Below are 26,575 nucleotides of genomic sequence, written 5' to 3'. Positions count from 1 at the left end.
CGGTGACACCGGGTGTGACCACGATGCCGCCCGGCGCGGTCTGGCCCGGCGCGGTCTGGCCCGGAGCCGTCTGGCCCGGGATGATCTCGGCCGGCGGCTGGGCCGGCGGCTCGGCCGCCTTCTTCGCCGCGGCGGCGCGGCGGCCGGCGGCGCGGGCCAGATAGGCCCGCCGCGCCTCGTCCTTGTTGGCGTAGACGTCCGGGTAGTTCACCGGCTGGTCGAACTGGTCCGGGAAACGGGTGTAGTAGCCGATATAGACCGGGATCTCCTCCGCCAGCCGCTCGGTGTACATGCGGCCGGTGCGGATGCGCTGGTCGATCTCATCGACGCTGACGCCGTCGGCCCAGGCCGCCAGCTCACGCACCTGCTGCACGCGGACGCAGCCATGGCTGAGCGCCCGCTTCTCGCGGCCGAAATAGCTCTTCTGCGGCGTGTCGTGCAGATAGATCGCCTGGTCGTTGTCGAGCTCGAGCTTCAGCCGGCCCAGCGGGCTGCGCGGCCCGGACGGGATGTAGACGCTGGCCTCGTTGCGGACGATCGACGGCGTCGGCGTCCAGTCCGGATTGTACTTGATGGCGTACATGTTCGACAGCAGCTCGGGCGTCGACGTCCCCGCGGCGCCGACCACGACCTTGCTGCGGATCACCGGGGCGCCGTCCTGGAAGGCGATCAGCTCATAGGACGGGATGTTGACCAGGATGAACTTGCCGCGCGCCGGAATGGCGACGTTGACACCGGCGTCGCGCATCGCCTGGACGAAGGGCGACAGGGGCGGCGGCGCCGGCTGCTCCGGCGCCGGCAGGCTGGCGGTCTGCTGCGTCCCTGCCGGCACGCAGGCGGCGAGCACCAGGATCGAGGCGAACGCCAAGGCGGCGCGGGCGATCGGCCCGCGATGGTTGGGCGCACTCATCTGGCTGGCGGTCATCTCGAACTTCCCTTCCGTCTCCGACGGCCGGGCTGGTCGTGCCCGGGGCCGTGCATTCATTTAATTGCCGGTACTCGGCCCGGCAATCGAAAGACTGCACTGGCCCCACGAGGTCTTGCATCGCCGGTCGATATGGCAAAAAAGGGGCGCTCCGAAGAGCGCCCCTCCACAATTCGACTTTTGGACAATCCGATGCCCTGTGGTTCGCCGGCTGGCGAACCACAAACCATCAAGTTGTGGATCAAATTGCCCGGGCGCCCGAGGGCGCCCGGTTTGATCCACGGGATCAGAAGTCCATGTCGCCCATGCCACCCATGCCGCCCATGCCGCCGCCCGGCGCCGCAGCGGCCGGCTTCTTGTCGACATGCTCGGCGACCATCGCCTCGGTGGTGATCAGCAGGCTGGCCACCGACGACGCGTTCTGCAGGGCCGCGCGGACGACCTTGGTCGGGTCGATGACGCCGGCCTTGATCAGGTCGCCGTACTCGCTGGTCTGGGCGTTGTAGCCCCAGTTCTTGTCGTTCTTGTCCTGCAGCTTGCCGACAACGATCGAGGCGTCGCCGCCCGCGTTGGTGACGATCTGACGGACCGGCGCCTGCAGGGCGCGGCGGACGATGTCGACGCCGACACGCTCGTCGTCGTTGTCCGGCTTGACCTTGTCCAGCGCCTTCGAGGCGTACAGCAGGGCCGTGCCACCGCCCGGGACCACGCCTTCCTCGACCGCGGCGCGGGTCGCGTGCATCGCGTCGTCAACGCGATCCTTGCGCTCCTTCACCTCGACCTCGGTGGCGCCGCCGACGCGGATCACCGCGACGCCGCCCGCCAGCTTGGCCAGACGCTCCTGCAGCTTCTCGCGGTCGTAGTCCGAGGAGGTCTCCTCGATCTGCGCGCGGATCTGGTTGCAGCGGCCCTCGATCTCCTTCTTGGCGCCGGCGCCGTCGACGATCGTGGTCTCTTCCTTGGCGATCAGGACCTTCTTGGCCCGGCCCAGCATGTCGAGCGTGACGCTCTCGAGCTTGATGCCGAGATCCTCGGAGATCACCTGGCCGCCGGTCAGGATGGCCATGTCCTCGAGCATCGCCTTGCGACGATCGCCGAAGCCCGGGGCCTTGACCGCCGCGACCTTCAGGCCGCCGCGCAGCTTGTTGACCACGAGGGTGGCCAGGGCCTCGCCCTCGACGTCCTCGGCGATGATCAGCAGGGGCTTGCCCGACTGCACGACCGCCTCGAGCACCGGCAGCATGGCCTGCAGGTTCGACAGCTTCTTCTCATGCAGGAGGATGTACGGAGCCTCGAGGTCCGCGATCATCTTCTCGGCATTGGTGATGAAGTACGGCGACAGGTAGCCGCGGTCGAACTGCATGCCCTCGACGACTTCGAGCTCGGTGTCGAGGCTCTTGGCCTCTTCCACCGTGATCACGCCCTCGTTGCCGACCTTCTCCATGGCCTTGGCGATCATCTCACCGATGTCGCGCTCGCCATTGGCGGAGATGGTGCCGACCTGAGCGACCTCGGCGTTGGTCTTGATGACCTTCGACCGGGTCTTGAGGTCGGCGACGACGGCCTCGACGGCCTTGTCGATGCCGCGCTTCAGGTCCATCGGGTTCAGGCCGGCGGCAACCGCCTTGACGCCCTCGCGGACGATCGACTGGGCCAGAACGGTCGCGGTGGTGGTGCCGTCACCGGCCAGGTCGTTGGTCTTCGACGCGACCTCGCGCACCATCTGCGCGCCCATGTTCTCGAACTTGTCGGCGAGCTCGATCTCCTTGGCGACGGTGACGCCGTCCTTGGTGATCCGCGGCGCGCCGAACGACTTGTCGATCACGACGTTGCGGCCCTTCGGGCCCAGGGTGACCTTGACCGCATCGGCCAGGATGTCGACGCCGCGCAGCATGCGGGAGCGGGCGTCGAGCGAGAACTTAACGTCCTTCGCAGCCATCTCTTTATTCCTTGTCTAACGGGATTCCGGTGAAGGCGACGGGGCGGATCAGGCCGCCTTGGCCGACTTCTTCACGGTGATGATGCCGAGGATGTCGCTCTCCTTCATGATCAGGAGATCCTGACCGTCGAGCTTGACCTCGGTGCCGGACCACTTGCCGAACAGGATGCGGTCGCCGGCCTTGACGTCCAGCGGCTGCAGCTTGCCGGCCTCGTCGCGGATGCCCGCGCCGACCGAGATCACCTCGCCCTCCTGGGGCTTTTCCTTGGCGGTGTCCGGGATGATGATCCCGCCGGCGGTCTTCTCGTTCTGCTCGATGCGACGCACCAGCACACGGTCGTGCAGGGGACGGAATTGCATCGTTCGCTCTCCCACTCTCTCGTTCAGAGATTTGCGTTACGGGCCTGCCCCGGCCGTCGTTAGCACTCTCGGCCGGCGAGTGCTACGCATTTAAGGGGAGCGGCAAAACCGGTCAAGAGCCGCGCGAAGATTCTCTTTCCTAGCGGAAGACCGCGGGCAGCCAGAGCGAGAGGGCCGGGATGTAGGTCACGGCCAGCAGGACCGCGACCGAGGCGCCGAAGAACGGCCAGATCGTGCGCATCGCCTCGCGGATCGTGATCTTGCCGACGGCGCAGCTGACGAACAGCACCGACCCCACCGGCGGCGTGTTCAGGCCGATGCCGGCGTTCAGGATCAGGATCACGCCGAAATGCACCGGGTCGATGCCGAAGGCCTTCACCACCGGCAGCAGCACCGGGGTGCAGATGATGATCATCGGCGCCATGTCCATGAAGGTGCCGAGGATCAGCAGCGCGACATTGATCAGCAGCAGCACCGTCAGCGGGTCGCTGGAGATGGCGTTGATCGCATGGACCGTCGCGGTCTGCACCTGCAGCAGCGCCATCAGCCAGCCGAAGGCGCCGGCGGTGCCGATCACCAGCAGCACCATGGCGGTGGTGCGCACCGCGCCCTGCACCGCCTCGACGAAGCCGCGCCAGTCGAGCTCGCGATACACCAGCAGCGCCACCAGGAAGGCGTAGATCACCGCGATGCAGGAGCTTTCGGTCGCGGTGAAGACGCCGGAGCGGACGCCGCCGAAGATGATGCCGATCAGCAGGATGCCCGGCGCCGCCATGACCAGGTAGCGGCCAACGGCGCGCAGCCCGGGGAACGGGTCGGCGGGATAGCCGCGCCGCCGGGCCACGACATAGGCGGCGATCATCAGGGCGGCGGCCAGCAGGATGCCGGGGATGATGCCGGCGGTGAACAGGTCGGCGATCGAGACGTTGCCGCCCGCCGCGATCGAATAGAGGATCATGTTGTTCGACGGCGGGATCATCAGCGCGATGATCGCCGAATTGGCGGTGACGTTGACGGCATAGTCCCGCGCGTATCCCCGCGCCGCCATCTGCGGGATCATCAGCCCGCCGATCGCCGAGGCGTCGGCCACCGCCGAGCCGGAGATGCCGCCGAACAGGGTCGAGGCGACGACGTTGACCTGGCCCAGGCCGCCGCGCATATGGCCGACCAGGCTGGCGGCGAAGCGGATCAGCCGCGCCGCGATGCCGCCGCGGATCATCAGGTCGCCGGCGAAGATGAAGAACGGGATCGCCATCATGGCGAAGGCGTTCATGCCCGAGTTGATCTGCTGGAACACCACCACCGGCGGCAGCCCCATATAGAGCACCGTGGCCAGCGAGGAGATGCCGAGGCAGAAGGCGATCGGCATGCCCATGAACATCAGCAGCGTGAAGCCGCCGAACAGGATCCACAGCTCCATCACGCCAGCTCCTGCACGCCTTCGACCGCCGCCTCATGCTCGACGCCGGCCATCTGTTCGAACAACCGCTCGGCGGCGAACAGCGCGATCAGCGCGCCGCCGATGATCAGCGGGATGAAGTCGAAGCCGCCCGGCAGGTCCAGCACCGGGATGGTCGCGGTCCAGGTGCCGACAGCCAGCTCGACCGAATACCAGACCATGGCGACGCCGAAGCCGAGGATCAGCAGCAGGTTCACCGCCTCCAGCACCCGGTTCAGCGCCGCCGGCAGCACCTGCTGCAGGAAGTCGAGCCCGAGATGGAAGCTCTCGCGCACGCCGACCGCGGCGCCGAGCAGGATGAACCAGCCCATCAGCTGCAGCGTCAGCGGCTCGGCCCAGCTCGGCGTGTCGTTCAGGATGTAGCGGGCGAAGACCTGCCAGCCCACGGTGACGGTCATCGCCAGCATGCCGAAGCCGGCCAGCCACAGGGCCCCGGTGGACAGGACGCCGAGGGTGCGGCGCGTCAGGGTCAGGACGGAGGCCATTCCGGCCGATCTCCCATAAGAAAAGGCCGGCCCCGCCAAGGACGGGGCCGGCCGGGCGTCACGGCGTCACTGCACCGCGCGGATGCGCTCGACCAGCGACTTCATCTCGGGGCTGGTGACGAACTTGTCGTAGACCGGCCCCATCGCGGCGATGAAGGGCGCCTTGTCGACGGTGATGATCTCGCCGCCGCCGGCGCGCACCTTCTCCTCCGACGCCTTCTCGCGTGCGGTCCACAGCTCGCGCATCTTGACCACCGAGTCCTTGGCCGCCTGGCGCAGCGTCGCCTGGTCGTCGGGCGACAGCTTGTCCCAGGAGATCTTGGAGATCACCAGCACCTCGGGCGCCAGCGAATGCTCGGTCAGGGTGTAGTGCTTCGCCACCTCGAAATGGCGCGACGATTCGTAGGACGGCCAGTTGTTCTCGGCGCCGTCGACGACGCCGGTCTCCAGCGCCGAATAGACCTCGCCATAGGCCATCGGCGTCGGGTTGGCGCCGAGGGCCTGCATCATCGCGATCCACAGGTCGGATTGCTGGACCCGGAGCTTCAGCCCCTTCATGTCCTCGATCGAATGGATCGCCGTCTTGGTGGTGTAGAAGGACCGCGCACCGGAATCGTAGAAGGCCAGGCCGACCAGGCCGTGCGGCTCGAACGCCTTCAGGATGCCGTCGCCGATCGGGCCGTCCAGCACCTTGTGCATATGGTCGACCGAGCGGAACAGGAACGGCAGGCCCAGCACCTGCGTCTCCGGCACCAGGTTGTTGAACGGCGCCGTGTTCACCCGGTTCATGTCGATCACGCCGAACCGGGTCTGCTCGATCGTGTCCTTCTCGGCGCCGAGCTGGGCGTTGTTGAACACCTGGATCTTGATCCGGCCGCCGGTGCGCTGGTCCATCAGATCGCCGAGATACTTGACCGCCTCGACCGTCGGATAGCCGTCGGGATGGATGTCGGCCGAACGCAGCGTCTGCGCCGAAGCCGGAAGGGCGGCCAGCGACAGCGCCGCCCCCAGGACCAAAGCCGCAATGGATTTCACGGAAACGCCTCCCCTTTGATCGGCCTGGTATGATCAGGCCGCCGACTAGTATGGTAAGCAGGAGCCTAGTATGGTACTTGACCTGATGCAATATCCCTTGCGAGCCTGAGCGCATGGCGCCCCTCGACCTCCTCGACCAGACCACCAGCATCGCCCGGACGATCGAGCTGGAGATCCGCAAGGCCATCGTCACCCTGGCGATGAAGCCCGGCGTGCCGCTGTCGGAGCAGGAGATCGCCGTCCGCTACGGCGTGTCGCGTCAGCCGGTGCGCGAGGCGTTCATCGCCCTCGCCCGCTCCGGCCTGGTCGAGGTGCTGCCGCGGCGCGGCACCTTCGTGGTCAAGATCTCGGTCGAGCGGATGCTGGAGGCGCGCTTCGTCCGCGAATCGCTGGAGAGCGCGGTGGTGCGGCGGGCCTGCGAGCGGTTCGACGCCCGGGTGCGCACCCGCATCGACTTCCATCTTGAGGCGCAGGAGCTGGCGGCCGCGGCCGGCGAGCATTACGAGTTCCAGCGCGCCGACGAGGCCTTCCACGCCGCGATCGCCGAAGGCGCCGGCTGCCCGTCGGCCTGGACCGTGATCGAGGATCTGAAGGCGCATATGGACCGCGTCTGCCACCTGACGCTGCCCTCGGCCTCGTCCCTGCCCGGGCTGATCGAGCAGCACCGCCTGATCCTGGCGGCGATCGACCGCCGCGACCCGGACGGCGCCGAGGCGGCGCTGCGGGCCCATCTGTCGGAGATCCTGCGAGCCCTGCCGACGGTGCAGCGCGAGCACCGCGACCTGTTCGCCTGAGGGTGGCTCAGCCCGGGCGCGGCCCCGGCCAGTCCGGCCGCGCCGCCGGGTCCTCGACGCTCATGCCCTTGCCTTCGGTGGCGCGGACCGGCACGGAGGCCGGGTCGAAGCCGTGCAGGCAGAACACATTGACGCCGAAATGGTCGGGCGCCGCGCGCTTGCGGTGGAACACATAGATGCCGCAGCGGTTGCAGAAATAGTGCTTCGCCCGGCGCGTGTTCCATTGATAGAGGGTCAGCGCCGCCTCGCCGGCCAGGATCGTCAGCGCCTCCTCCGGCACCTTGGCCATCACCGCATTCCTGCGGGCGCACAGCGAGCAGTCGCAGGTGGTGAGCTCCGCGATCGCTGCATCCAGCCGGAACCGCACCGTGCCGCAATGGCAGGACCCGTCGATCATCCGCCGCCCCCTCGCCGCCGTTCTGGCAGCACTCCTGCCGGACTGCTGCTAAGATATTGATTTTCTTACATATACCCTTGTGCGAGCCGGAAATCCACATCACATTTCCTTCATAGACCGGGCACTGAAGCCGGCCATGCGCGAAGGGATGGCGAAGGAATGACCGATCTGGAACGTCAGCTGCAGGGCTACCGCCTGACCACGGCGGAGATCCTGTACCATCTGCCCGACCACCCGGACCTGCTGCAGAGCTTCGTCTGGCAGAAGCTGGACCTGGCGCCGCGCTATCCGGAGCTGCACCGGTTCCTGGATTTCTGGAGCCACAACATCGAAGGCCGGCTGCATTCGGTCCGGCTCGCCTCCACCGGCCTGATCAAGCCGAGCGAACTGCGGAACTGCGCCGCCGAGCTCTATCTCCACTGAGAGACCCTTCGGAAAGGCGCTGGCGTGAGTCGGCTGGTGGTGGCGTCGAGACCCGGAGCGCAGCGGACGTTCAAGTCCGTGAGCACCGGAAGCGCAGAAGCCGCCATCAGGCGGCCGCGCCAGCGCCTTTCCGAAGGGTCTCTGAGGCAGGCCGGCGGCGGGGCGATAATACCCCGCCGCCGCCCGTGACCCGGAGGGGGGATCCGGTCACGGGGTCCTGCATCGCACGGCTGCGGCGGGGAGGGATCCGCCGGAGCCGCCGAGGCCCGCCACTGACGGGCGACCGAAGCCGCTCACGAACCAGCGCCGTTGGGGCCTCAGGCTTCCTAACGGCGAGCGCCCCGATCGGTTCCCTGGAAATTGTCCTGCCGCTCCCTCGCCGCCCGCTTGCATCGCGCGACGCCCATGCGCGGGCCGCACATGACGCCCGCCGCCCCGTCTTGCTACCCTCCGCCGCAAAGACGGGAGAGGTCAGCGTGGACGGACATATGGCAGCGGGTCTTCTGGGCGGCATCCGCCCCGACATCGCGCGGCTGCCCGAGAGCGGCATCGTCGAGGTGGTCAATGCCGGGCGCGGCAAGCCCGACCTGATCCCGCTGTGGGTCGGCGAGGGCGACCAGCCGACGCCGGCCTTCATCGCCGAGGCGGCGAACCGGGCCCTGGCCGAGGGCCAGACCTTCTACACCTGGCAGCGTGGCATCCCGCCGCTGCGCGAGGCCCTGGCCGGCTATGTCGGCCGGATCGCCGGCGCCACCGTGCCCGTGGGCCGGATCTATGTGACCGTCGGCGGCATGCAGGCGATCATGATGACCATGCAGGCCCTGGTCTCGGCCGGCGACGAGGTGGTGATGCCCGTCCCGGTCTGGCCGAACATCTTCAGCGCCGTCGAGATCGCCGGCGGCCGCACCGTGCCGGTTCCGATCGGGGTCGAGAACGGCCGCTGGCGGCTGGATTTGGACCGGCTGTTCGCCGCCTGCGGCCCGCGCACCCGCGCCCTGTTCCTGAACAGCCCGGGCAACCCGACCGGCTGGACCCTGACCGCCGACGAGCAGAAGGCGATCCTGGAATTCTGCCGCGCCCGCGGCATCTGGATCGTCGCCGACGAGGTCTATGCCCGCTTCGTCTATGATCGCCCGGTGGCGCCGTCCTTCCTGGCGATCGCCGCGCCGGAGGACCGGCTGGTGGTGGTCAACACCTTCTCCAAGAACTGGGCGATGACCGGCTGGCGCATGGGCTGGGTGGTGGCGTCGGAGGAGCTGGGGCAGGTCTATGAGAACCTGCAGCAGTTCAACACCTCGGGCGTGCCGACCTTCCTGCAGCATGGCGGGGTCGCCGCGATCGAGCAGGGCGAGCCGTTCATCCGGAGCCAAGTGGACCGTTGCCGCGCGGCGCGCGACCTGGTGATCGGCCGCCTGTCCGAATCGCCGCGGGTCCGGCTGACCCGGCCGGACGGCGCCTTCTACCTGTTCTTCCGGGTCGAGGGCGAGCCGGACAGCAGGGCCCTGGCGCTGCGCCTGCTGCACGAGGCCAATGTCGGCCTGGCCCCCGGCTCGGCCTTCGGGCCCGGCGGCGAGGGCCATCTGCGGCTGTGCTTCGCCGGATCGGTCGAGCGGTTGCAGACCGCGATGGACCGCCTGCTGCCCGCGCTGTCGTGAGCAGGGGGAGGCCGTGAACCGGGCGCTGCTGCAGCGCCTGGTCCCCAACACCCTCGCGGCGGCGACCGAGGGCCGGCAGCGCGCCGATATCGGCCCCTTCGCGCTGTTCGTGTCCGACGCCAGCGACGACCCGATCCAGAGCTTTGCCGTGCCGGTCGCCCCAGCGCCGGACTGGCGCCCGGCGGTGGCCGAGCTGCAGCAGGCCTTCGACGCCGCCGGCCGGCGCTTCCGGGTCGAGTTCTTCCGCGAGCTGCACCCCGCCCTGTCGCCGACGCTCTACGCCATGGGCTATGAGCGCGAGATGGAGGCGCCGCTGATGCTGCTGCACCGCGACGTCTACCGCCCCGGCCGCGACGCCGACGCCAATGGGCCGGCCCGGCTGCTGGCGCCGGGGGACGAGGCGGCGATCGACGCGCTGATGCTGGTCCAGCACGAGGCCTTCGACCAGCCTCTGGACGAGGCCGGCGAGGCGGATTTCCGCATCCGGCTGCGGCAGGGCCTGGCCCGCGGCAGCCGGCAGGCGGCCCTGGCCCGGCTGGACGGCGTGCCGGCGGCCAGCGGCCTGCTGCTGATCGGCGGCGACACCGCCGAGCTGGCGGCGGTGGGCACCCGGCCGGCCTTCCGCCGCCGCGGCCTGGCCGAGGCGGTGTGCCGCCGCCTGCTCGAATCCTATCTCGGCACCGAGGCGCTGGTCTGGCTGTCCGCCGCGGCGGGAGCCGAGCCGCTCTACACCAAGCTGGGCTTCCGCCCGGTCGGCACCCAGCTCAACTTCGGCGGACCAGGGTTCGTCAGCCACTCCAAATAGAATTTTTCCTAAAATCCATATTCTGGAAATCATCACAAGATCTTGGCGCCGCATTCGTCATCGAACCTTCATGGGACCCGCGCCCGAACACTGCTAGGAGCATCCTGATTTCGCCGCATCGCTTCGGCGAAACCCATCGGAACAAACATGGGGGACAGGATGATTCGTACCGGGAAGCGGCGCGCGCTGCGCGCCATCGGTCTGGCCTCGGCCCTGATTCTGGCCGCGGTCGCCACCGAGAACCGAGCTTGGGCCTGGGGCCACACCGGCCATGTCACGATCGGCGAGGTCGCCGCGGAGAACCTGCCTTGGCAGATCAAGGCGATGCTGGGCTGGCAGTCGGACACCGCGATCTCCGAATGGAACGCCGAGCTCGACGTCTCCAAGGGCGCCGGCCAGACCCATGATTTCGAGCGCGACCCCGGCCACTACATCGACATCGACGATTCCGGCAAGGTGCTGGGGGGCGTCGACTTCAATGCCATGCCGGTGTCGCGCCGCGACTTCGACACCGCGCTGCGCGCCGGCGGCCAGACCCAGTACGGCGCCGGCTACCTGTATTACAGCATGATCGACGGCTGGCAGCAGGTCCGCATGGACTTCGCCTGGATGCGCGCCCTGACCGTCGGCCTGCGCACCGCCTCGAACCGCGCCGACCGCGAGTTCTTCCAGACGCAGCTGGAGCTGCGCCGCCGCCTGCTGCTGCGCGACATCGGCGTCTGGGGCCATTACGTGGCCGACGGCAGCCAGCCGATGCATGTCTCGGTGCATTTCAACGGCTGGGGCAACTACCCGAACCCGAACAACTACACCAACGCCCCGATCCACGCGCCGTTCGAGGGCAGCTTCGTCAAGAGCTTCATTACCGAGCGGGCGATCCGCGCCGCCCTGCCGCGCTATCGCGACTGCGGCTGCCAGATCGAGCAGCGGGTGCACGACTATCTGCAGGCGACGCTGGGCACGGTCGAGCGCACCTATCAGCTGGCGCCCGTCAGCAACAACTACACCACCCCGGCGCCGGCGGCGGTCGGCTTCGTCACCCAGCGCGTCGCGGCCGGGGCGGCCGAGATGCGCGACATGGTGATCGACGCCTGGACGTCCAGCGCCGACTGGACCGTCGGCTATCCGGCGATCAAGGTCTCGGACATCGAATCCGGCAAGGTGAAGGTGACCCGCGACTCGTTCTGGCACGACTGAACGGCCTGTCCAGCGGCGCGGTCCTCGCGCCGCTGGACAAATCCCCGGCGCCATGGATTGCTGGCGGCTCGCCGTGAGGAGCCGTCGCCATGTCGCTGGACCTGTGGTTCGCCTTCCTGCTCGCCGCCTTCATCGTCCTGATCATCCCGGGCCCGACCGTCACCCTGGTGCTGTCCTACGCGCTGGGCCGCGGCCGGTCGCATGCCTGGTGGATCGTCGCCGGCGTGGCGCTGGGCGACCTGACGGCGATGACCCTGTCGCTGCTCGGGCTGGGCGCCCTGCTGGCGGCCTCGGCCGGCGCCTTCACCGTGCTGAAATGGATCGGTGCCGCCTATCTGGTCTATCTCGGTGTCAAGCTGTGGCGCGCCGCGCCCACGGCGGACGGGCTGGTGGCACCGGGGGCCGAACGCTCGCCCCGCGCCATGCTGCTGCATGCCTTCGCGGTGACGGCGCTGAACCCGAAGAGCATCGTGTTCTTCGTCGCCTTCCTGCCGCAATTCGTGCATCCGGAGGCGCCGCTGCTGCCGCAGATGGCGGTGCTGGAGGGGACCTTCGTCACCCTCGCCGCGCTGAATGCCGCCGCCTATGCCTGGATCGGCGCCCGGCTGCGCGACACCATCGGCCGGCCGTCGGTGCTGCGCCTGATCAACCGCGCCGGCGCCGGGGTGCTGGTCGCCGCCGGCTTCGCCACCGCCGCCTGGAACCGGGCGACTTAGCGCAGCCGCCGCACAGTTTCCTCCAGGTCCTGCCAGGCCGGCCGGCCGGCGGCGAAGCGGCCGCGCAGATAGGCGACGAGGTCGGCCAGCTGCCGGTCGGTCAGCGCCCCGCGGAAGGCCGGCATGGCGCCGTGAAGCCCGGCCGCGGGGCCGGCGGCGCCATCCAGGATCACCCGGACCAGATTGTCCGGCCGGTCGGAGTGCAGGTTGCTGTTGAAGGCCAGCGACGGCCGGATGCCGAACAGGTCCGGCCGCTCGCCGCCCTCATGGCAGACGGCGCAGGCGCCGTCATAGAGCCGCGCGGCCGGGCTGGCGGCGACGGGCTCGGCCGTCGACGCCGCGACGGCTTCGGCCCGAGCAGAGCGCGCCTCCGCCCCCGAATCTGGCGGGTTCAGCGAGGCGAGATAGGCCGCCATGGCACGGATGTCCGAATCGGGCAGGGCCGACAGCTCCGCCACCACCGGCGCCATCGGCCCGCCGGCGGGACCGTGCAGCGCCGAGTAGCCGGTGCGCAGATACCGGTACAGCTCGCCGGCATCCCAGGGCACCGGGGCGCGCGACAGGGCGGTCAGGGCCGGCGCCTCCCACCCCTCGGCCCAGCCGCCGGCCAGGCGGGCAGCCTCGCCGCCTTTCTCCGCCCCCAGCGCGTTACGCGGGGAATGGCAGGCGGAGCAGTGGCCGAGTCCCTCGACCAGGTAGCGGCCGCGATTCCACTCCGCCGTCTCCGCCGGCTCCGGCTGCAGCTCGCCTTGGCGCAGGAACAGCGCGTTCCACCCCGCCACCAGCGGCCGCAAATTCATCGGGAAGGGCAGCGCCGTCTTCGGCGGCGTCGACCGCACCGCCGGTTGCGCCATCAGATAGGCGTACAGCGCCTGCATGTCGGCATCGGCGATGCGGGTGAAATGCGGATAGGGGAAGGCCGGGTACAGATGATGGCCGTCGCGGCTGATGCCCTGCCGCATCGCCCGTTCGAAGGCGGGATAGGACCAGGCGCCGACGCCGGTCTCGGGATCCGGCGTGAGGTTGGTCGAATAGACCGTGCCGAACGGCGTCGCCATCGCATGGCCGCCGGCATTGACCACACCGTCCGGCCCGGTGTGGCAGACGGCGCAGTCGCCCAGCGCCGCCAGTTGCCGGCCGCGCTCGATCGTCTCGGCCGAATAGACCGACGGGTCGGGCCGGGCGATCGGAGCGATCTCCGGCCGCCACGGCATCGCCGCGGCCATGGCGCCGGCCATCACCGCCCCGGCGCCGAGCAGCCAGGCCTTCCAGCCCCGGCCGGACCGGCGCGGAGCGGGCGGCGCCGTCAGGCCCGCCAGCGGCGTTGACGCCTGCGCCGACGGCGGCGGCGCCAGCATCCCCTCCCGAGCGAGAGCCTCCTTCACCTTCTCCGGCGTGAAGGGCGGTTCGCGGAAGCGGATGCCGCAGGCGTCGTAGATGGCGTTGGCGATGGCGGCGGCGCTGGGGACGGAGGCGGATTCGCCCGCCCCCAGCGGCGGCTGGTCCGGCCGCTCCACCATCAGCGTGTGGATCGGCGGCACGTCCGGAAAGCCGACGATCGGATAGCCGCCCCAGTCCCGCACCGCGGGCAGCCCGGATTCGAACTGCACCTCCTCCCGCGTCGCCCGGCTGATCGACTGGACGATATTGCCGTGGATCTGGTGCTGCACCCCGGCCGGGTTGATCATCAGCCCGGCGTCGTGGCCGTTGACGATGCGGGTGACCGCGACCTCGCCGGTGGCGCGGTTGACCTCGACATCCGCGACCCAGGCCGACCACGCGGCGCCGTAGCCCGGGAACTTGCTGTGGACGTAGAGGGCATAGGCGAAGCCGCGGCCGCGCAGGATGTCGCCCTCCCCGCCTTCCGTGCCCCAGCGGGTGCGCGGCACCCAGCCGGCCTCGGCCGCCGTCTGCTCGACCAGGTCGCGTGCCCGCGGGTCGCGCAGGTAACGCAGGCGGTATTCGACCGGGTCGACCTGGGCCGCGGCGGCCGCCTCGTCGATCCAGCTTTCATGCGCGAAGGTGTTGGGCAGGGCCGAGACGCCGCGCAGCCAGGAGGCGCGGACGATCGGCGGCATGTCGTGGATGGTGACCCGCCGGTTGGCGTAGTCGTAAGGAGGGATCGAGGTGCGGTCGCCCATCTCGACCACCTGCGGCACCGGCGGGACCTTGCCGGTCAGCAGCAGCGCCAGGGTCGGGGCGCCGTTCGACGGGTAGCGCGACTGGTAGTCATAGGCGATGGCATCGCCGGCAGCGTCCAGCCCGCCATCGACCTCCATCAGCTGGGCCGTGCCCTTCGGCTCCCACAGATGCTCCTGCTCGCGGGTCAGTTGCACCCGCACCGGCCGGCCGACGGCGCGGGACAGCAGCGCCGCATCCGCCGCGACGTCGTCCGCGCAGTTGCGGCCGTAGCAGCCCGCCGCCTCCATCCGCACCAGGTCGACCGCCGCCTCCGGCAGGTCCAGCAGCCGGGCGATGTCGGCGCGCAGCGGATGCGGGTTCTGGGTGCCGGCCCAGACCCTGGCGCCGCCGGGACCGATATCGGCCACGGCGCAGGACGGGCCGATCGACCCGTGCATCTGGTAGGGCCAGACATAGCGGCGGGTCAGCCGCGTCGCCGACCTGGCCAGGGCGGCCTCGACATCGCCGCGGTCCTCGACCCGCCGCGGCGTCGACGGGTTGGCGCGCAGGGCCGTGGCCAGGTCGTCGAGATCCGGCAGGGTCGGCACCGGCTTCCATTCGACCTGCAGCGCCCCGGCGGCGGCGATCGCCTGCTCCTCCCGCTCCGCCACCACGCCGACGAAGTCGCCGATCGCGACCACGGCGATGAAGCCCGGCAGATGCGCGACCGAGCCTTCATCCACCGCGACCAGGCTGGTGCCGACGAAGGGGCCGTGGTCGACCCCGGCATAGGGCGGCCGCACCACCCGGCCATGGACCATGCCGTCGACCCGCAGGTCGTGCACGAAGACGGCCTGCCCCGCGACCTTGGCCGGGATGTCGACCCGCGGCTGCGGCCGGCCGACGATGCGGTACTCCGCGACCGGCTTGACCGGATGGCCCTCGTCCAGCTCCAGCCGGATGCGCTCGCCGGCCAGCAGTTCGCCATAGGCCAGGCGGTGGTTGCCGCCCTCGGTGCCGATCAGCCCGTCCTCGACCCGCAGATCCGCGACCGGGACGCCCAGCCGCCCGGCCGCCCGCGCCAGCAGCGCCGCCCGGGCCTGGGCCGCCGCCCGGCGCAGCGGCACGGCGGTGTGCTGGATGCTGTCGCTGGCGATGGTCGGGCCCTGGTTGGGCACGCGGGCGGTGTCGCCCAGCACCATCTCCACCGCCCCGGGCGGGACGTCCAGCTCCTCCGCGACGATCTGGGTCAAAGCCGTGCGGATGCCCTGGCCGAGATCGACATGGCCGCAATAGCCGATGATGTCGTCCGCCGCCGACAGGCAGATGAACGGCTCCACCCCGTCGCCGGCGCGGCGGTAGACCAGCAGCGTGTCCGCCACCTCCAGCAGCTCCACTGCCGTGAGCCGGGCCAGGGCCGACGGCGTCATGGCGCCGCCGTGCCGCCGGTCAGCGCCACGGCGCGCCGGACCGAGGCCAGGATCTCGACATGGGTGCCGCAGCGGCACAGGTTGAAGCGCAGCGCCTCGCGGATCTCCGCGTCCGTCGGGCACGGGTTCACGGCCAGGAGCGCCACGGTGCGGATGATCATGCCGTTCAGGCAGTAGCCGCACTGGGCGCCCTGCCCGTCGATGAAGGCCTGCTGCACCGGGTGCAGCCCGCCGTCGCCGCCCAGCCCCTCCAGCGTCGTGATCGCATGGCCGGCCATGGCGCCCACCGGCAGGGTGCAGCTGCGCGCCGCCTTGCCGTCGACCAGCACCAGGCAGGCGCCGCATTCGCCCAGGCCGCAGCCGTATTTCGGGCCGTTCAGCCGGGCGTCGTTGCGCAGGACGTGCAGCAGCGGGGTGGCGGGGGCGGCCGGCGTCCGCACCTCCGCCCCGTTCACGCGCAGCGCAATGCCGGGTGCCGTCATCGCCGGCCGAAAGGCCCCGCCAAGCGGGCCAGCCTGCAATCGGACCGGACGGGGACGCGCATGATGCCTCGGACGCAAAATGACAACGACGCCGGGCAGTGTGGACCAATCATTGTTCGTATACAAACGATGTTATGCCGATTCAGCATCCCATCGCCGTGGCGGCCAGGGCAACAGGCCGGAGCCCGAGATGCCTCAGCCCTCGCCGGCCAGCATCTCGGCGCCACGCACGACGCCGACCGTCACGCCCTGCCGGGTCTTGATCTCCGGCGCCAGCCAGCGGCCGGCGGCGTCCTGGTCGGCATCGTCCAGCGCTCCGATCCGCTTCAGGATCGCGGCCATGGCGACATTCGCCGCCCGGTCCGCCCCGTCATCGATCTTCAGGGCGACGCCCAGGCCGTATTCCGGCAGCGCGGCGCAGAACACGCCTTCGGCCCCGACCTTGGTCATCACCCGGCCGTGGCAGGCCTGCATCATCTCGGTGTCGAAGCGGCCGGTGCCGGCCACCAGGAAGGGATGCGCCGCCCAGGCCTTGCGGATGCGCAGCACTGCCGCGCGCCGCTTCTCGGGCAGGTCGTCCGGGTCGGCGATCCGGGCCATGGCGAAGGCCAGCCCCTCCAGCGGGATGGCGATGGTCGGGATCGAGCAGCCATCGGCCGCCCAGGGCGCGTCGCCCAGGCCACAGCCGGTCATCTGCTCGAGCACGCCGAGGATACGCTGCTGCACCGGGTGGTCGTAGCGGATGTAGCCCTTGGTCTTCTCGCCGAGATGGACCGCGGTGGTCAGGAAGCCGGTGTGCTTGCCGGAGCAGTTGTTGTGGAGCGCCGACGGATGCTCGTGCCTGCACACCAGCGCATGGGCCGAGCCTTCGTGGAACGGCAGGTGGGTGCCGCATTCGAGGTCGGCTTCGGACAGGCCGATCCTCGCCAGCCAGGCCGCCACGCGCTCGACATGCCCGGGCTCGCCGCCATGCGAGGCGCAGGCCAGCGCCAGCTCCTCATCGCCCAGGCCGAAGGCGTCGGCCGCGCCGCTCTCGACCAGCGGGATCGCCTGCAGCGACTTGATCGCCGAGCGGGCATAGACCGGCCGGCCGATATCGCCCCAATGGCCGTGCACCCCGCCATGGCGGTCGACGATCAGGGCGCTGCCGCGGTGGCGGCTCTCGACCACCGAGCCGCGGGTGACCTCGACCAGGATCGGCGCGCCGCCGCCGGCGAGATCGGCGGTTCCGGTGGCGGGAGCATGGTCGTGCGCGTGGTCGTGATGATGAGGGTCGGTCATGGTCGTCTCGGCTGGGTCGGCGGGGGCCGGTTCCGGCGCGCACCTTGCCCTTCCGCCCCGCGCGGGGCAAGGTCGCAGCCGGAATGACAGGAACGGGACCCGGATGAAGGGCTATTTCGCGATCGGCTGCGAGGGCATCAGCAAGCCGATGAATGTGGGGGCGCTGCTGCGCACCGGCCACGCCTTCGGCGCCGCCTTCTGCTTCACCGTGGCGCCGGTGGCCGAGACCGTGGATTTCGGCTGGAGCGACACCTCCAGCGCCGCCGGCACGGTGCCGCTCTACACCTATCCCGACGTCGCCTCCCTCGTCCTGCCGCAGGGCTGCGCACTGGTCGGGATCGAGCTGATGGCCGAGTCCGTCGCGCTGCCGAGCTTCCGCCACCCGCGCCGGGCGGTCTATGTGCTGGGGTCGGAGCGGGGTGGCCTGTCGCGCGAGATGGTCGCGCGCTGCGACCACATCGTTCAGATCCCGACGCGCTTCTCGCTGAACCTGTCCCTGGCCGGGGCGCTGGTGATGTATGACCGGCTGATCTCGCTGGGCCGCTTCGCGCCGCGCCCGATCATGCCCGGCGGCCCGACCGAGGCGCTGCCGCCGCATGTCCATGGCGGCCCGATCGTGGGAGAGGGCTGAGACGGGACAGGCCGTCAGGCTGCCGCGTCGACAGGCGCCGGGATGCGGGAGGCCACGCGCAGCGGCGAGCGTGGAAGCAGCAGCAGCGCCAGCGTCAGCGCCATCGCCACGATGCTGAGCAGGATGCTGACGCCGATCTCGCCGAGGCTCCAGTCCCGTGCCGACAGCGGCTCGCCGACATACAGGCTGAGGCTGTCGTACCGTGCCTCGTTGGAGACGAATAGCAGCGCCATCAGATTGTTGCCGAAGTGCAGCCCGATCGACGCGCCGAGATTCCCGGTCGCATAGACCAACAGCGTCGCGCCGAGAGCGAAGACGGTGATCGAGCCGAGGATGATGGCGTTCGCCCCGTTCGTCGCAGCCGGGTCCCAGTGCAGCAGCGCGAAGATGATGGTCGGCACACCGATCCACACCAGGGGGCTTCGGAACCTAGCGGCCAGGGTCTGCATGACGTAGCCCCGGAACGTCAGCTCCTCCGCCGAGGTCTGGGCCAGGATCAGGGCCACGAAAGGCAGGGACGACAGGACCCATGCGCCGATCCCGACATCCCTGCGCGGCGGGGCCGGGTCGAAGAACGACATCCCCCATTCGAAGAGGCCGTTGACGATCAGGATCGCGGCTGTCGCCTTGGCGACGTCGCCCCAGGCCACGCGATGCTCGACCCCGAGCACGCTCGGAAGCGAGCGGCGGTGCAGCAGATGCACGATCAGCCAGATGCATGCCCAACAGGCGGCGATCGCCGCCAGCTGCAACCCGACGCCCGTCGGCGAGCCCACGAACCGGGTGATGATCTCCCCGATTTCGGCCGCGCTGGGCCGCGGCCGTCGGCCGGCCATCCCCATCCCTATGACCACGCCGGCGGCAATCATCAGCAGGATGAGCAGGATCGTCGACATGGTGACGGCGAGACCGATGCCGAGCCAGATCCGCCAGAGGGCCAGCCGCCCGGTGCGGGCCTGCTCGACATAGGCCTGAAAGGCATCCCCCGACAAAAGCGTCATGAAAGCACGGCTGCAGTCGCAATATGCAGCGAAGCGTAGCCGGACGGCATCGCGCCGTCCAGGCGCCGCGGCTCGCGCCCTCGGACCAGCCCGCAACCGAACGATCGGCCCGCTTGGAGATGCCCCGGCCTGCTACGGCGCCAGCAGCGACCGCACGGTCGAGGCCAGGGCGTCGGCGGCGTAGGGTTTGCGCAGGGTCGGCAGGTCCTGCGGCACCCCGTCCTCGGCCCCGTAGCCGGTGGTGAACAGCACCTTGAGCGCCGGCCGTTCGCGCCGGACCTGGACGGCCAGCTCGGCCCCCGACATGCCGGGCAGGCCGACATCGGTGATCATCAGGTCGAAATCGCCGCCGTCGAGCAGGCGCAGCGCCTCGGGCCCGTCCGCCGCCTCGGCGACATCGAAGCCGCCATCGATCAGGGCCTCAACGGCGAGGAGACGCACCAGCACGTCGTCCTCGACCAGCAACACACGTCCGCCACGCATCGGTCAGCTGTTCGCTTCTTACAATTCCGATTTGATTCATGGCGGCAAACCGGGCCGGGGGCAACCCTTGATCCCGAAGGCCCGGCTCAGTGGATCGTCGTCCCGGCCGGGACGGCATGGGCCGTGGCCTCCGACGGCGGCACCTGGCCCGCGACCGGCGGCAGCGCGATGCCGCCATCCCGCAGGGCATCGGCGACGGCCGCGAAGATCGGGCCGCACAGCCGGGTGGCGGCCGGCGTCAGGATGGCGCGGGCCAGGAACGGCACCCACAGGGTCTCGCCCTGCTGGTGCAGCGCCACGACGTCGAGCATCAGCCGCTCATCCTCCGTCACCTGGCGGCAGCGCGGGCAGTTCACCTGGATGGTGCGGCCGGCGCCGTTGGCGATGAAGCCCATCAGGTCGTCCACCGCCTCGGCCGCCGCCGGCGCGCCTTCGTTGCGGAAGGCGGTGCGCAGATTGGCCAGCACCGGGATGCCGTGGCGATGGCCGGCCACCCAGGCGCGGATCGCCCACAGCACCAGCGTCTCGGCCCGGGTCAGGGCCGGGGCGCCGGCATCATCGCAGTCATGCGCCTCGTCGCTCATGACAGCGCCGCCCGGACCAGGCCGAAGGACGGGGTGTTCGCCGGCACCCGCAGCGGCCGCGGCGGCGCGGCCGGCCGCTGCAGGAACACCCCCGCTTCCGCCAGCAGGGTGGCAAGCTCGGTGCACAGCCCGGCGGCGGCACGGCAGGCGGCCGGCGACAGCATGCCGCGCAGCATCAGCGTGCCCGCCACACCCGCCTGGCCGATCGCCACGAGGTCCAGGATCCGGCGCTCATCCTCGGTGACGGTGAAGGCGCAGGGCACGCCGATCTGCACCCGCCGCTCGGCCCCGAAGCCGATGATCCGGGTCAGCAGGCCCACCCGCTCCGCCGCCGGCTCGGCCCCGACCTTGCGGAAGGCCAGCAGCACCGGATGGTCGGTCGGCGCCCCGGTCTTCAGCCCGACGACGCTGAGGCGCAGCGCCCACAGCACCAGCTGCTCGGCGAAGGGCAGGGCGCGGCGGTCGCTCGGCTCGGTGATCTGGTCCTCGTCCATTCTCGGCTCCCGTTGGAACGGCGAGCTATTTGAGAACGATTATCAATCGCGAATCAAGAGGCGATGTGTTTCCCGGATGAGTCGCGGCTGTAACCCTCCGCCGGACCGGGCCGAACCGGAGGCGGGACGCCGTTTCGGGGTTACGCCATGATCCGATCGCTTCTGACCGGCCTGCTGGCCGCGACTGCCCTTTCCGCCGCGCCCGCCCTGGCCGCCGAGCGGCCGGTGGTGGTGGAGCTGTTCACCTCGCAGGGCTGCTCCTCCTGCCCGCCGGCGGATGCGCTGCTGTCGACCCTGGCCGACCGGCCGGAGGTGCTGGCCCTGGCCTTCCATGTCGACTACTGGAACCGGCTGGGCTGGACCGACCCGTTCTCCGGCCCCTGGGCCACGGCGCGGCAGACGGCCTACGCCGCGCAGCTCGGCTCGGACCAGGTCTACACGCCGCAGGCCGTGATCGACGGGCGCGGCGACGTCGTCGGGTCCGACCGCGCGGCGATGGAGGCGGCGATCGCCGCGGCCCGATCCGACCCGTCGGTCCCGCTGGCCCTGACCTCTCCGTCGGGCTCGGCGCTGCAGGTGGCGGTGGATGCCGCCGCGCCCGCGGATGCGGTGCTGTGGCTGGTCGGCTTCGACGACCGGCACGACACGCCGGTGCGGCGCGGCGAGAATGCCGGCAGGACCCTGGTCGACCGCAATGTCGTGCGCAGCCTGACCCGGCTGGATGGCTGGACGCCCGGGGGCACGATCGCCGCGGCACGGCCGGAGGGCGACCGCGCGGCAGTGCTGCTGCAGGCCGCGGACGGCCGGATCCTGGGGGCGGCCCGGCTGTAGCCGGGCCCGTCTCGGCCGGCCGGGGCGTTCAGCCGGCCGTCCGGGGGCCGAACAGGCCGAACAGGCGGCGATTGAACAGCGTGCCCAGCCCGACCAGCAGCGCCACCGCGCCGCCGTGCCAGAGCAGCACCATCAGCGTCGCCTCGTCGCCATGGAACATGTCGACGGCGCAGGCGGACAGGGCCGATGCCGCCAGCATCCCGCTGGCGATCGTCGCGACCGGACGCACCGGGCCGGCCAGGCGCAGCATCGCCAGCAGCACCAGGGACAGCGGCAGGCTGATCAGCAGGATCGAGCGGAAGCAGAAGAAGCTGACCCCGAACGCGAAGCCCTCCGGCCCGTGGCGCACCCAGTCGGTCATGCAGCCATAGCCGATCGAGAACAGCCACAGCGCCAGGCCGGGCAGCGGCAGCAGCGCCCAGGCGCGGCCCCGGTCCGGCAGGCTGACATGGAAGGCGGCGATGGCGGCGAGGATGCCGGTCAGCATCGCGCCCGCCCATTCCAGCTGGTAGTGGGTCTCGCCCATCTCGTCCATGAAGTCGGGCCGGATCCCCATGGCCATGACGACGGCAGCGATCATCAGGACGGCGATGGCCAGCCAGAACAGGGCGCGCAGCATCGGCGGCCGCAGGGGACGGACCGGCTGCGCGTCAGCCGCCAGCCTTGCGATCAGGTCCTCGGTGCGAGTGTGCCCCGTCTCCGTCATTTCGGTCCCAACGCCCCCTTCAGCGCCTTCAGCGCGCGGTGCATCGCGACCTTCAGCGCCGGCACCGACGCGCCGCTGGCGGCCGATGCCTCCTTCAGCGACATGTCCTTCAGCTTCAGCAGCTCCACCGCCTGGCGCTGGCCGGGCGGCAGTTCCGCGATCGCGCGCCGCAGCGCGATCGCATCTGCCTCCATCCCCAACTCATTCGTTTCAGGTGAAGCAAAGGTTTCCTGGAACGGGTCGATCGCGGTCTCGCGGCCGGTGGTGCGGATCTGGATGCGCACTCGGTCGACGATCCGCCGCCGGGCGATCGCCACCAGCCAGGGCTGGAACGGCCGGCCCGGATCATAGGTCTGGCGGATGCTGTGCAGGGTCAGCAGCACGTCCTGCACCGCGTCCTCGGCATCGGCCGGGCGGCGCAGCGACCGGCGGGCCAGCGCCCGCAGATAGGGGGTGATCTCGGTCAGCAGCCGGCGATAGGCGGCCCGGTCGCCCGCCTGGGCCGCGACCATCAGCGCCGACCAGCCGACATCCTGCCCCGCGCCGGCGGAACGATCCTCGGCGGGTGGGCTCATGACAGCGGGCGGCGGGGCAATCCGGACATCGGCGCCGAGACTAGGGCCGAGGCCACCGGCAGGCGAGCGAATTTTCCGTCATGTTCCGCCCATGCTACCGGCTGCAGATGGCGGCCAACTCGCGCAGGCGGTCCTTGAGCTCGGGCGCCGCATCCGGCCGCAGCGCCGGCCACAGGCTCTGGGCCTGGACCCCGTCGACCATGCAGCCGCAATAGGCGTGGCACTGCTCCATGCCCCCGCCCCGCTGCTCGCACTGCACCTGGCACTCGATCAGCTGCACGGCCGGGTCCGGCCCTGGAGACAGCATCGCCTGCGGGTCGCGGCCGAGGGTCATGCCGACCAGCAGCAGCAGGCCGATCAGCACCGGCTGGTGGAGCAGGTAGAAGGCCAGGCTGTGCCGCCCGATCCAGCGCAGCGGCCGGCCTGGGAGCCCACCGTCGGCCTTGCCGCCGGGGGCGCCGGCCCGCAGCCACCACCGGCCCATGGCAAGACCCAGCAGCACCGGCCCGAACCAAGGGAACAGCGGCTCGTAGTCGTTGCTGCGCGGCGGCACGGTGCCGAGGCCGGTCCAGAGCAGCCAGGCATGGTCGAACAGGCCCGAGCGCCAGACAATCGGCAGCGCGATCACGGCGAGGCCGAGAATGACATTCGCGGCCGCCGGCAGCCGCAGGACCAGGAGGCCCAGGATGCTCGCGGCAGCGATGCTGTGCAGGATGCCGAAGAAGATGAACTCGTCCGGGATCACGAACCAGGTCGCGACGGTCACCACGATCGCCCCGGCCATCACCTTGCCGAGGCGGATCGCCCAGCGCCGCAGGTCGTGCCCCTGCACGTGCCACAGCTCCAGCCCCAGGCCGACCAGGGCCAGGAAGCTGCCGGCGATCAGATAGCGCGCCGCGATCCAACCGGTGCCGCCCGCCAGGTCCCAGTCGACGAAGCGGAAGAACTTCAGGTCCCAGGACAGGTGGTAGAGCGCCATCGCCAGCAGCGCCAGGCCGCGAAGCAGGTCGACGATCGGCAGGCGGCCGGGACGCTGGGGGGCCGGCATCGGTTCGGGTCAGCCCCGCCGCACGAACACGCCGTCCATGCCGATCAGCCGGGCGGTGCGACGGTTGAAGTAGCCGGGGATGAACAGCGCGGGCACGAAGCCCAGCTCGGCCATGTGCTGGATCATGTCGCGGTAGGACAGCTCGCCGTCATAGACCGGCACGATCGACAACTCCATCTGCACCACAGCGATGCGCGGCAGCACGCCGCGCGCCCCGTCCAGCACCCGGCGCTCGGTGCCCTGGGTGTCGATCTTCAGCAGCACCCGGTCGCCCGGCCGGGCATGGCGCGGGAAGATCCGCTCCAGCCGCGCCTGCGACGCCACCTCGGTGCCGACATAGGCCGAGCCGTCGAGCAGGTCCGCCATCTCCGCGGTGAAATCGAGCACCGAGCTCATGTCGCTCTCGCCCGAGACCTGCAGCGTCACCGGCGTGTCGCCGTCGCCCAGCGCCATCCGCGACTCGACCGACCAGTCCGGATCGCCCGCGGCCGCGGCGGTCAGGGCGGCATGGGCGGCCGACAGCGGCTCGATCGAGACGATCCGCCCGGCATAGCCGCCGCGCCGCAGCCGCTGCGCGTACTGGCCGATATTGGCGCCGACGTCGAGCACCAGGGTGATGCCCTGGTGCTCGAGCACCCGCATCAGGTTGCGGGTGTCCTTGGAGACCGGCTCGGGCGGAACGGTGTCGCTCATCGAATACGCTCTAGGGTCCGTTCGAGAATGCGGTTGGCGCGAGTCGGCTGGCGGTGGTTTCGAGAACCGGAGCGCAGCGCACATTTGGGTGCGTGAGCACCGGAAGCGGAGAAACCGCCGTCAGACGGCCGCGCCGGCCGCATTATCGGACGGATCCTCAGGAATGCGCCCAGTCCCAGTAGAGCTTTCGGGCCTTGGTGTAGAACGGCCCCGGCTGCAGGTGGCGGTCCTCCAGCCGGGTGCAGGGCAGCACCTTGGCGAAGTTGCCGGTCTGGAAGATCTCGTCGGCCTCCGCCAGCTCATCCGGCCGGATCGCGCGCTCGAGCACCTCGACGCCGGCATGGCGCAGCAGCTCGATCACCCGGCGGCGGGTGATGCCGGCCAGGAAGGTGCCGTTCGCCGCCGGGGTGTGCACGGCGCCGTCCTTGGCCATGAAGATGTTGGCGGTGGCGAATTCGGCGACGTTGCCGATCGGGTCCAGCATCACCGCATTGGTGAAGCCGCGGCTCTTGGCCTGGCGCATCGCCATGCCGGATTGCGGGTAGAGGCAGGCGGCCTTGGCCCGGGTCGGCGCCATCTCCGGCGACGGCCGGCGCAGCCCCTGGGCGAAGCAGGCGGTGTCCTCCCCCGGCTGCGGCAGCGGCGAGTCATAGATCGAGAGGCAGAACCGCGTCGCCGCCGGGTCGGGCTCGATCCAGCCCTCCTCGGCCCAGAACATCGGGCGGATATAGACCGCGGCGTCGGCCGGGAAGCGGCGCAGGCCTTCGCGGGCCAGCGCCTCGATCTCCTCGGCCGGCAGGGTCGCCTCCAGCCCCATCGCCTTGGCCGAGGCGACGGCGCGGACGCAGTGCCGGTCGAGATCGGGCGCGACGCCCTCGAAGCCGCGGGCGCCGTCGAAGATGATCGAGGACATCCAGGCGGCATGGCTGAGCGGCCCCATGATCGGCGGATTGCCCTCCTGCCAGGAGCCGTCGAGGAAGGTCCACGCTTGTCTTGCCATGTCGTCCGTCCGATCCCACGTCGTCTTGCCGGCGGAGCATAGGCGAGCGGCCGGGCGGCGCCAACACCGCCCGGCGGATGACCCAGCCTGCGCCAGGCGCAGGGGAAGGGCGGGCTACTGGCTGGACCAGACGATACGGGCCTTCCAGACCACGTCGGACAGCTTCAGCGACTGCGGCGCCTCCTCGCCGGCCAGCGGCTTCAGGTCGATCCGGTTGGCGCTGATCCGCACCAGCTCGCCGATCAGCAGGCCCTCGCCGGCGGTCTTCGCCACCACCCGGTCGCCGCGCCGCAGCCCGGCCGCCGGTGAGACCACGACGACGTCGCCGTCCCGGTAGATCGGCGCCATGGCGTCGCCCGAGATCTCCAGCGCGTAGGCGCTCGGGTCGGACAGGTTGGGGAAGTCGACCTCGTCCCAGCCCTTGCCGGTCGGGTGCCCGGCTTCGTCGAACAGCCCGTCGCCGCCGGCCTGGCCGAGGCCGATGACGGGGATGCGCCGGGCCGGAAGCCCCGACCCGTCGTCGATCAGCCGGACGAAGGCGGCCATCGAGCTGCTGGTCGCGTCGAGGATCTTGGAGATGCTCTCGGTGGACGGCCAGCGCAGCTTGCCGTCGCTCGACTGCCGCTTGCTCGGGTTGAAGGTGGTGGGGTCGAGCCCTGCGCGACGCGCAAGGCCGGAGGGGGACAGACCGTTGAGCCGGGCAAGACGGTCGATCGCCGCCCAGATGTCGGCGTGTTTCAGCATGGGAACAATGTCTCCCAGGGGCGTCGCGGGGTTTTCAGGAATATTTTCATTTATAAAACTTACCTAAAAATGAATATGATTGCCTTCCCAAAATGTTGCCTCGCCCCATGTCGCGTTCGCCTTGTTTGACAGATGTGGCCCCCACCACAGATCACATTGTACAAGCCGCGCGACCTTCGCGCTATGACCCGAAAGGGACAGGCCGACAGGTTATTTGTTCTCATCTTAGATGAGGTGACCGCCCTCCTATCACCCCCAGATGGGGGATCGGAGCACCGCAC

General features: G+C 70.3%; 28 protein-coding genes. 8 read left to right on the top strand and 20 right to left on the bottom strand.

Annotated features, from left to right (window positions below; translation table 11 throughout):
• The 6 genes from BWR60_RS24275 to BWR60_RS24250 form a co-directional block, all read right to left on the bottom strand.
• A partial coding sequence (locus tag BWR60_RS24275; RefSeq protein WP_179221931.1) for a L,D-transpeptidase family protein occupies window positions 1-925 on the bottom strand: 925 nt, incomplete at its 3' end.
• A gap of 286 nt (window positions 926-1,211) precedes the next feature.
• Window positions 1,212-2,864 carry a chaperonin GroEL gene (gene groL, locus BWR60_RS24270; RefSeq protein ID WP_088153795.1) on the bottom strand — a complete coding sequence of 551 codons (1,653 nt, stop codon included), beginning with the start codon at window positions 2,862-2,864 and terminating at the stop codon, window positions 1,212-1,214.
• Between the two features lie 48 nt (window positions 2,865-2,912).
• Complete coding sequence (groES, locus tag BWR60_RS24265) at window positions 2,913-3,224, bottom strand: co-chaperone GroES (RefSeq protein ID WP_034840379.1); 312 nt, start codon at window positions 3,222-3,224, stop codon at window positions 2,913-2,915.
• Between the two features lie 139 nt (window positions 3,225-3,363).
• Entirely contained in the window at window positions 3,364-4,644 is a 1,281-nt protein-coding gene (locus tag BWR60_RS24260) for a TRAP transporter large permease (protein WP_088153793.1), read from the bottom strand.
• Window positions 4,644-5,168 carry a TRAP transporter small permease gene (locus BWR60_RS24255; RefSeq protein WP_088153791.1) on the bottom strand — a complete coding sequence of 175 codons (525 nt, stop codon included), beginning with the start codon at window positions 5,166-5,168 and terminating at the stop codon, window positions 4,644-4,646. The genes BWR60_RS24260 and BWR60_RS24255 overlap by 1 nt, the downstream gene beginning before the upstream one ends.
• A gap of 66 nt (window positions 5,169-5,234) precedes the next feature.
• A complete protein-coding gene (locus BWR60_RS24250; protein WP_088153789.1) occupies window positions 5,235-6,203 on the bottom strand; it encodes a TRAP transporter substrate-binding protein in 969 nt (322 codons plus the stop codon).
• Window positions 6,204-6,316: 113 nt separating this feature from the next.
• Between BWR60_RS24250 and BWR60_RS24245 the strand changes: the two genes are divergently transcribed.
• Window positions 6,317-6,997, top strand: a complete 681-nt coding sequence (locus BWR60_RS24245) for a GntR family transcriptional regulator (RefSeq protein ID WP_088153787.1) — start codon at window positions 6,317-6,319, stop codon at window positions 6,995-6,997.
• Between the two features lie 7 nt (window positions 6,998-7,004).
• On the opposite strand, the gene BWR60_RS24240 is transcribed toward BWR60_RS24245, so the two are convergent.
• A complete protein-coding gene (locus BWR60_RS24240; RefSeq protein WP_088153785.1) occupies window positions 7,005-7,394 on the bottom strand; it encodes a GFA family protein in 390 nt (129 codons plus the stop codon).
• 159 nt (window positions 7,395-7,553) lie between these two features.
• On the opposite strand from BWR60_RS24240, the gene BWR60_RS24235 reads away from it, so the two are divergent.
• The 5 genes from BWR60_RS24235 (at window position 7,554) to BWR60_RS24215 (ending at window position 12,190) form a co-directional block, all read left to right on the top strand.
• Entirely contained in the window at window positions 7,554-7,817 is a 264-nt protein-coding gene (locus BWR60_RS24235) for an usg protein (protein WP_088153783.1), read from the top strand.
• Between the two features lie 488 nt (window positions 7,818-8,305).
• Window positions 8,306-9,472 carry a pyridoxal phosphate-dependent aminotransferase gene (locus BWR60_RS24230; protein ID WP_088153781.1) on the top strand — a complete coding sequence of 389 codons (1,167 nt, stop codon included), beginning with the start codon at window positions 8,306-8,308 and terminating at the stop codon, window positions 9,470-9,472.
• A 13-nt stretch (window positions 9,473-9,485) separates the two neighbouring features.
• Window positions 9,486-10,277 carry a GNAT family N-acetyltransferase gene (locus BWR60_RS24225; RefSeq protein WP_088153779.1) on the top strand — a complete coding sequence of 264 codons (792 nt, stop codon included), beginning with the start codon at window positions 9,486-9,488 and terminating at the stop codon, window positions 10,275-10,277.
• Window positions 10,278-10,436: 159 nt separating this feature from the next.
• Window positions 10,437-11,474, top strand: coding sequence for a S1/P1 Nuclease (locus BWR60_RS24220; RefSeq protein WP_088153777.1), 1,038 nt, complete (start codon window positions 10,437-10,439; stop codon window positions 11,472-11,474).
• An 89-nt stretch (window positions 11,475-11,563) separates the two neighbouring features.
• Window positions 11,564-12,190: a LysE family translocator gene (locus BWR60_RS24215; protein ID WP_088153775.1), complete on the top strand. Its 627-nt coding sequence runs from the start codon at window positions 11,564-11,566 to the stop codon at window positions 12,188-12,190.
• Here the strand turns inward: BWR60_RS24215 and BWR60_RS24210 are convergent.
• From BWR60_RS24210 to BWR60_RS24200, 3 genes are all read right to left on the bottom strand, one after another.
• A complete protein-coding gene (locus tag BWR60_RS24210; RefSeq protein ID WP_088153773.1) occupies window positions 12,187-15,741 on the bottom strand; it encodes a molybdopterin cofactor-binding domain-containing protein in 3,555 nt (1,184 codons plus the stop codon). The two genes, BWR60_RS24215 and BWR60_RS24210, sit on opposite strands and share 4 nt — an antisense overlap.
• Window positions 15,738-16,223, bottom strand: coding sequence for a (2Fe-2S)-binding protein (locus BWR60_RS24205; RefSeq protein ID WP_088153771.1), 486 nt, complete (start codon window positions 16,221-16,223; stop codon window positions 15,738-15,740). The genes BWR60_RS24210 and BWR60_RS24205 overlap by 4 nt, the downstream gene beginning before the upstream one ends.
• Window positions 16,224-16,418: 195 nt before the next feature.
• A complete protein-coding gene (locus BWR60_RS24200) occupies window positions 16,419-17,504 on the bottom strand; it encodes an asparaginase (protein ID WP_088153769.1) in 1,086 nt (361 codons plus the stop codon).
• Window positions 17,505-17,607: 103 nt separating this feature from the next.
• Between BWR60_RS24200 and BWR60_RS24195 the strand changes: the two genes are divergently transcribed.
• A complete protein-coding gene (locus BWR60_RS24195; protein ID WP_088153767.1) occupies window positions 17,608-18,135 on the top strand; it encodes an RNA methyltransferase in 528 nt (175 codons plus the stop codon).
• A 14-nt stretch (window positions 18,136-18,149) separates the two neighbouring features.
• On the opposite strand, the gene BWR60_RS24190 is transcribed toward BWR60_RS24195, so the two are convergent.
• From BWR60_RS24190 to BWR60_RS24175, 4 genes are all read right to left on the bottom strand, one after another.
• The gene (locus BWR60_RS24190) at window positions 18,150-19,136 is read right to left on the bottom strand and encodes a CPBP family intramembrane glutamic endopeptidase (RefSeq protein WP_088153765.1); all 987 of its coding nucleotides are present in this window, start codon (window positions 19,134-19,136) and stop codon (window positions 18,150-18,152) included.
• Between the two features lie 132 nt (window positions 19,137-19,268).
• Window positions 19,269-19,619 (bottom strand): response regulator, encoded by a 351-nt coding sequence (locus BWR60_RS24185; RefSeq protein WP_088153763.1) that lies wholly within the window; start codon window positions 19,617-19,619, stop codon window positions 19,269-19,271.
• Between the two features lie 86 nt (window positions 19,620-19,705).
• Window positions 19,706-20,203: a hypothetical protein gene (locus tag BWR60_RS24180; RefSeq protein ID WP_088153761.1), complete on the bottom strand. Its 498-nt coding sequence runs from the start codon at window positions 20,201-20,203 to the stop codon at window positions 19,706-19,708.
• A complete protein-coding gene (locus BWR60_RS24175; protein ID WP_088153759.1) occupies window positions 20,200-20,697 on the bottom strand; it encodes a hypothetical protein in 498 nt (165 codons plus the stop codon). The genes BWR60_RS24180 and BWR60_RS24175 overlap by 4 nt, the downstream gene beginning before the upstream one ends.
• A gap of 147 nt (window positions 20,698-20,844) precedes the next feature.
• Between BWR60_RS24175 and BWR60_RS24170 the strand changes: the two genes are divergently transcribed.
• On the top strand, window positions 20,845-21,528 hold the full coding sequence (locus BWR60_RS24170) for a DUF1223 domain-containing protein (protein WP_088153757.1): 684 nt from the start codon (window positions 20,845-20,847) through the stop codon (window positions 21,526-21,528).
• A gap of 28 nt (window positions 21,529-21,556) precedes the next feature.
• Here the strand turns inward: BWR60_RS24170 and BWR60_RS24165 are convergent, their stop codons facing one another.
• The 6 genes from BWR60_RS24165 to BWR60_RS24140 form a co-directional block, all read right to left on the bottom strand.
• Entirely contained in the window at window positions 21,557-22,234 is a 678-nt protein-coding gene (locus BWR60_RS24165) for an NrsF family protein (protein ID WP_088153755.1), read from the bottom strand.
• Window positions 22,231-22,809: a sigma-70 family RNA polymerase sigma factor gene (locus tag BWR60_RS24160; protein ID WP_088153753.1), complete on the bottom strand. Its 579-nt coding sequence runs from the start codon at window positions 22,807-22,809 to the stop codon at window positions 22,231-22,233. Before BWR60_RS24160 ends, BWR60_RS24165 begins: the two co-directional genes overlap by 4 nt.
• 94 nt (window positions 22,810-22,903) lie before the next feature.
• Entirely contained in the window at window positions 22,904-23,857 is a 954-nt protein-coding gene (locus BWR60_RS24155; protein ID WP_088153751.1) for a heparan-alpha-glucosaminide N-acetyltransferase, read from the bottom strand.
• A 9-nt stretch (window positions 23,858-23,866) separates the two neighbouring features.
• On the bottom strand, window positions 23,867-24,550 hold the full coding sequence (locus BWR60_RS24150) for an FkbM family methyltransferase (RefSeq protein ID WP_179221930.1): 684 nt from the start codon (window positions 24,548-24,550) through the stop codon (window positions 23,867-23,869).
• A 157-nt stretch (window positions 24,551-24,707) separates the two neighbouring features.
• Window positions 24,708-25,550: a branched-chain amino acid aminotransferase gene (locus BWR60_RS24145; protein ID WP_088153747.1), complete on the bottom strand. Its 843-nt coding sequence runs from the start codon at window positions 25,548-25,550 to the stop codon at window positions 24,708-24,710.
• Between the two features lie 114 nt (window positions 25,551-25,664).
• Complete coding sequence (locus BWR60_RS24140; RefSeq protein WP_088153745.1) at window positions 25,665-26,294, bottom strand: S24 family peptidase; 630 nt, start codon at window positions 26,292-26,294, stop codon at window positions 25,665-25,667.
• Window positions 26,295-26,575 lie beyond the last annotated feature (281 nt).

Source organism: Inquilinus limosus (genome assembly GCF_002195995.1).
Taxonomy (GTDB): Bacteria; Pseudomonadota; Alphaproteobacteria; order DSM-16000; family Inquilinaceae; genus Inquilinus; species Inquilinus limosus_C.
Note: the sequence above shows the minus strand (reverse complement) of the source record. Positions and strands in the feature narration are given on the sequence as shown.

What these genes read in the sequence shown, in the direction of transcription:
- groL (WP_088153795.1), bottom strand. Translation starts at nt 2,864, where the DNA reads ATGGCTGCGAAGGACGTTAAGTTCTCGCTCGACGCCCGCTCCCGCATG.
- groES (WP_034840379.1), bottom strand. Translation starts at nt 3,224, where the DNA reads ATGCAATTCCGTCCCCTGCACGACCGTGTGCTGGTGCGTCGCATCGAG.
- BWR60_RS24260 (WP_088153793.1), bottom strand. Translation starts at nt 4,644, where the DNA reads ATGGAGCTGTGGATCCTGTTCGGCGGCTTCACGCTGCTGATGTTCATG.
- BWR60_RS24255 (WP_088153791.1), bottom strand. Translation starts at nt 5,168, where the DNA reads ATGGCCTCCGTCCTGACCCTGACGCGCCGCACCCTCGGCGTCCTGTCC.
- BWR60_RS24245 (WP_088153787.1), top strand. Translation starts at nt 6,317, where the DNA reads ATGGCGCCCCTCGACCTCCTCGACCAGACCACCAGCATCGCCCGGACG.
- BWR60_RS24240 (WP_088153785.1), bottom strand. Translation starts at nt 7,394, where the DNA reads ATGATCGACGGGTCCTGCCATTGCGGCACGGTGCGGTTCCGGCTGGAT.
- BWR60_RS24235 (WP_088153783.1), top strand. Translation starts at nt 7,554, where the DNA reads ATGACCGATCTGGAACGTCAGCTGCAGGGCTACCGCCTGACCACGGCG.
- BWR60_RS24230 (WP_088153781.1), top strand. Translation starts at nt 8,306, where the DNA reads ATGGCAGCGGGTCTTCTGGGCGGCATCCGCCCCGACATCGCGCGGCTG.
- BWR60_RS24220 (WP_088153777.1), top strand. Translation starts at nt 10,437, where the DNA reads ATGATTCGTACCGGGAAGCGGCGCGCGCTGCGCGCCATCGGTCTGGCC.
- BWR60_RS24215 (WP_088153775.1), top strand. Translation starts at nt 11,564, where the DNA reads ATGTCGCTGGACCTGTGGTTCGCCTTCCTGCTCGCCGCCTTCATCGTC.
- BWR60_RS24210 (WP_088153773.1), bottom strand. Translation starts at nt 15,741, where the DNA reads ATGACGCCGTCGGCCCTGGCCCGGCTCACGGCAGTGGAGCTGCTGGAG.
- BWR60_RS24205 (WP_088153771.1), bottom strand. Translation starts at nt 16,223, where the DNA reads ATGACGGCACCCGGCATTGCGCTGCGCGTGAACGGGGCGGAGGTGCGG.
- BWR60_RS24200 (WP_088153769.1), bottom strand. Translation starts at nt 17,504, where the DNA reads ATGACCGACCCTCATCATCACGACCACGCGCACGACCATGCTCCCGCC.
- BWR60_RS24195 (WP_088153767.1), top strand. Translation starts at nt 17,608, where the DNA reads ATGAAGGGCTATTTCGCGATCGGCTGCGAGGGCATCAGCAAGCCGATG.
- BWR60_RS24190 (WP_088153765.1), bottom strand. Translation starts at nt 19,136, where the DNA reads ATGACGCTTTTGTCGGGGGATGCCTTTCAGGCCTATGTCGAGCAGGCC.
- BWR60_RS24185 (WP_088153763.1), bottom strand. Translation starts at nt 19,619, where the DNA reads ATGCGTGGCGGACGTGTGTTGCTGGTCGAGGACGACGTGCTGGTGCGT.
- BWR60_RS24180 (WP_088153761.1), bottom strand. Translation starts at nt 20,203, where the DNA reads ATGAGCGACGAGGCGCATGACTGCGATGATGCCGGCGCCCCGGCCCTG.
- BWR60_RS24175 (WP_088153759.1), bottom strand. Translation starts at nt 20,697, where the DNA reads ATGGACGAGGACCAGATCACCGAGCCGAGCGACCGCCGCGCCCTGCCC.
- BWR60_RS24170 (WP_088153757.1), top strand. Translation starts at nt 20,845, where the DNA reads ATGATCCGATCGCTTCTGACCGGCCTGCTGGCCGCGACTGCCCTTTCC.
- BWR60_RS24165 (WP_088153755.1), bottom strand. Translation starts at nt 22,234, where the DNA reads ATGACGGAGACGGGGCACACTCGCACCGAGGACCTGATCGCAAGGCTG.
- BWR60_RS24160 (WP_088153753.1), bottom strand. Translation starts at nt 22,809, where the DNA reads ATGAGCCCACCCGCCGAGGATCGTTCCGCCGGCGCGGGGCAGGATGTC.
- BWR60_RS24155 (WP_088153751.1), bottom strand. Translation starts at nt 23,857, where the DNA reads ATGCCGGCCCCCCAGCGTCCCGGCCGCCTGCCGATCGTCGACCTGCTT.
- BWR60_RS24150 (WP_179221930.1), bottom strand. Translation starts at nt 24,550, where the DNA reads ATGAGCGACACCGTTCCGCCCGAGCCGGTCTCCAAGGACACCCGCAAC.
- BWR60_RS24145 (WP_088153747.1), bottom strand. Translation starts at nt 25,550, where the DNA reads ATGGCAAGACAAGCGTGGACCTTCCTCGACGGCTCCTGGCAGGAGGGC.
- BWR60_RS24140 (WP_088153745.1), bottom strand. Translation starts at nt 26,294, where the DNA reads ATGCTGAAACACGCCGACATCTGGGCGGCGATCGACCGTCTTGCCCGG.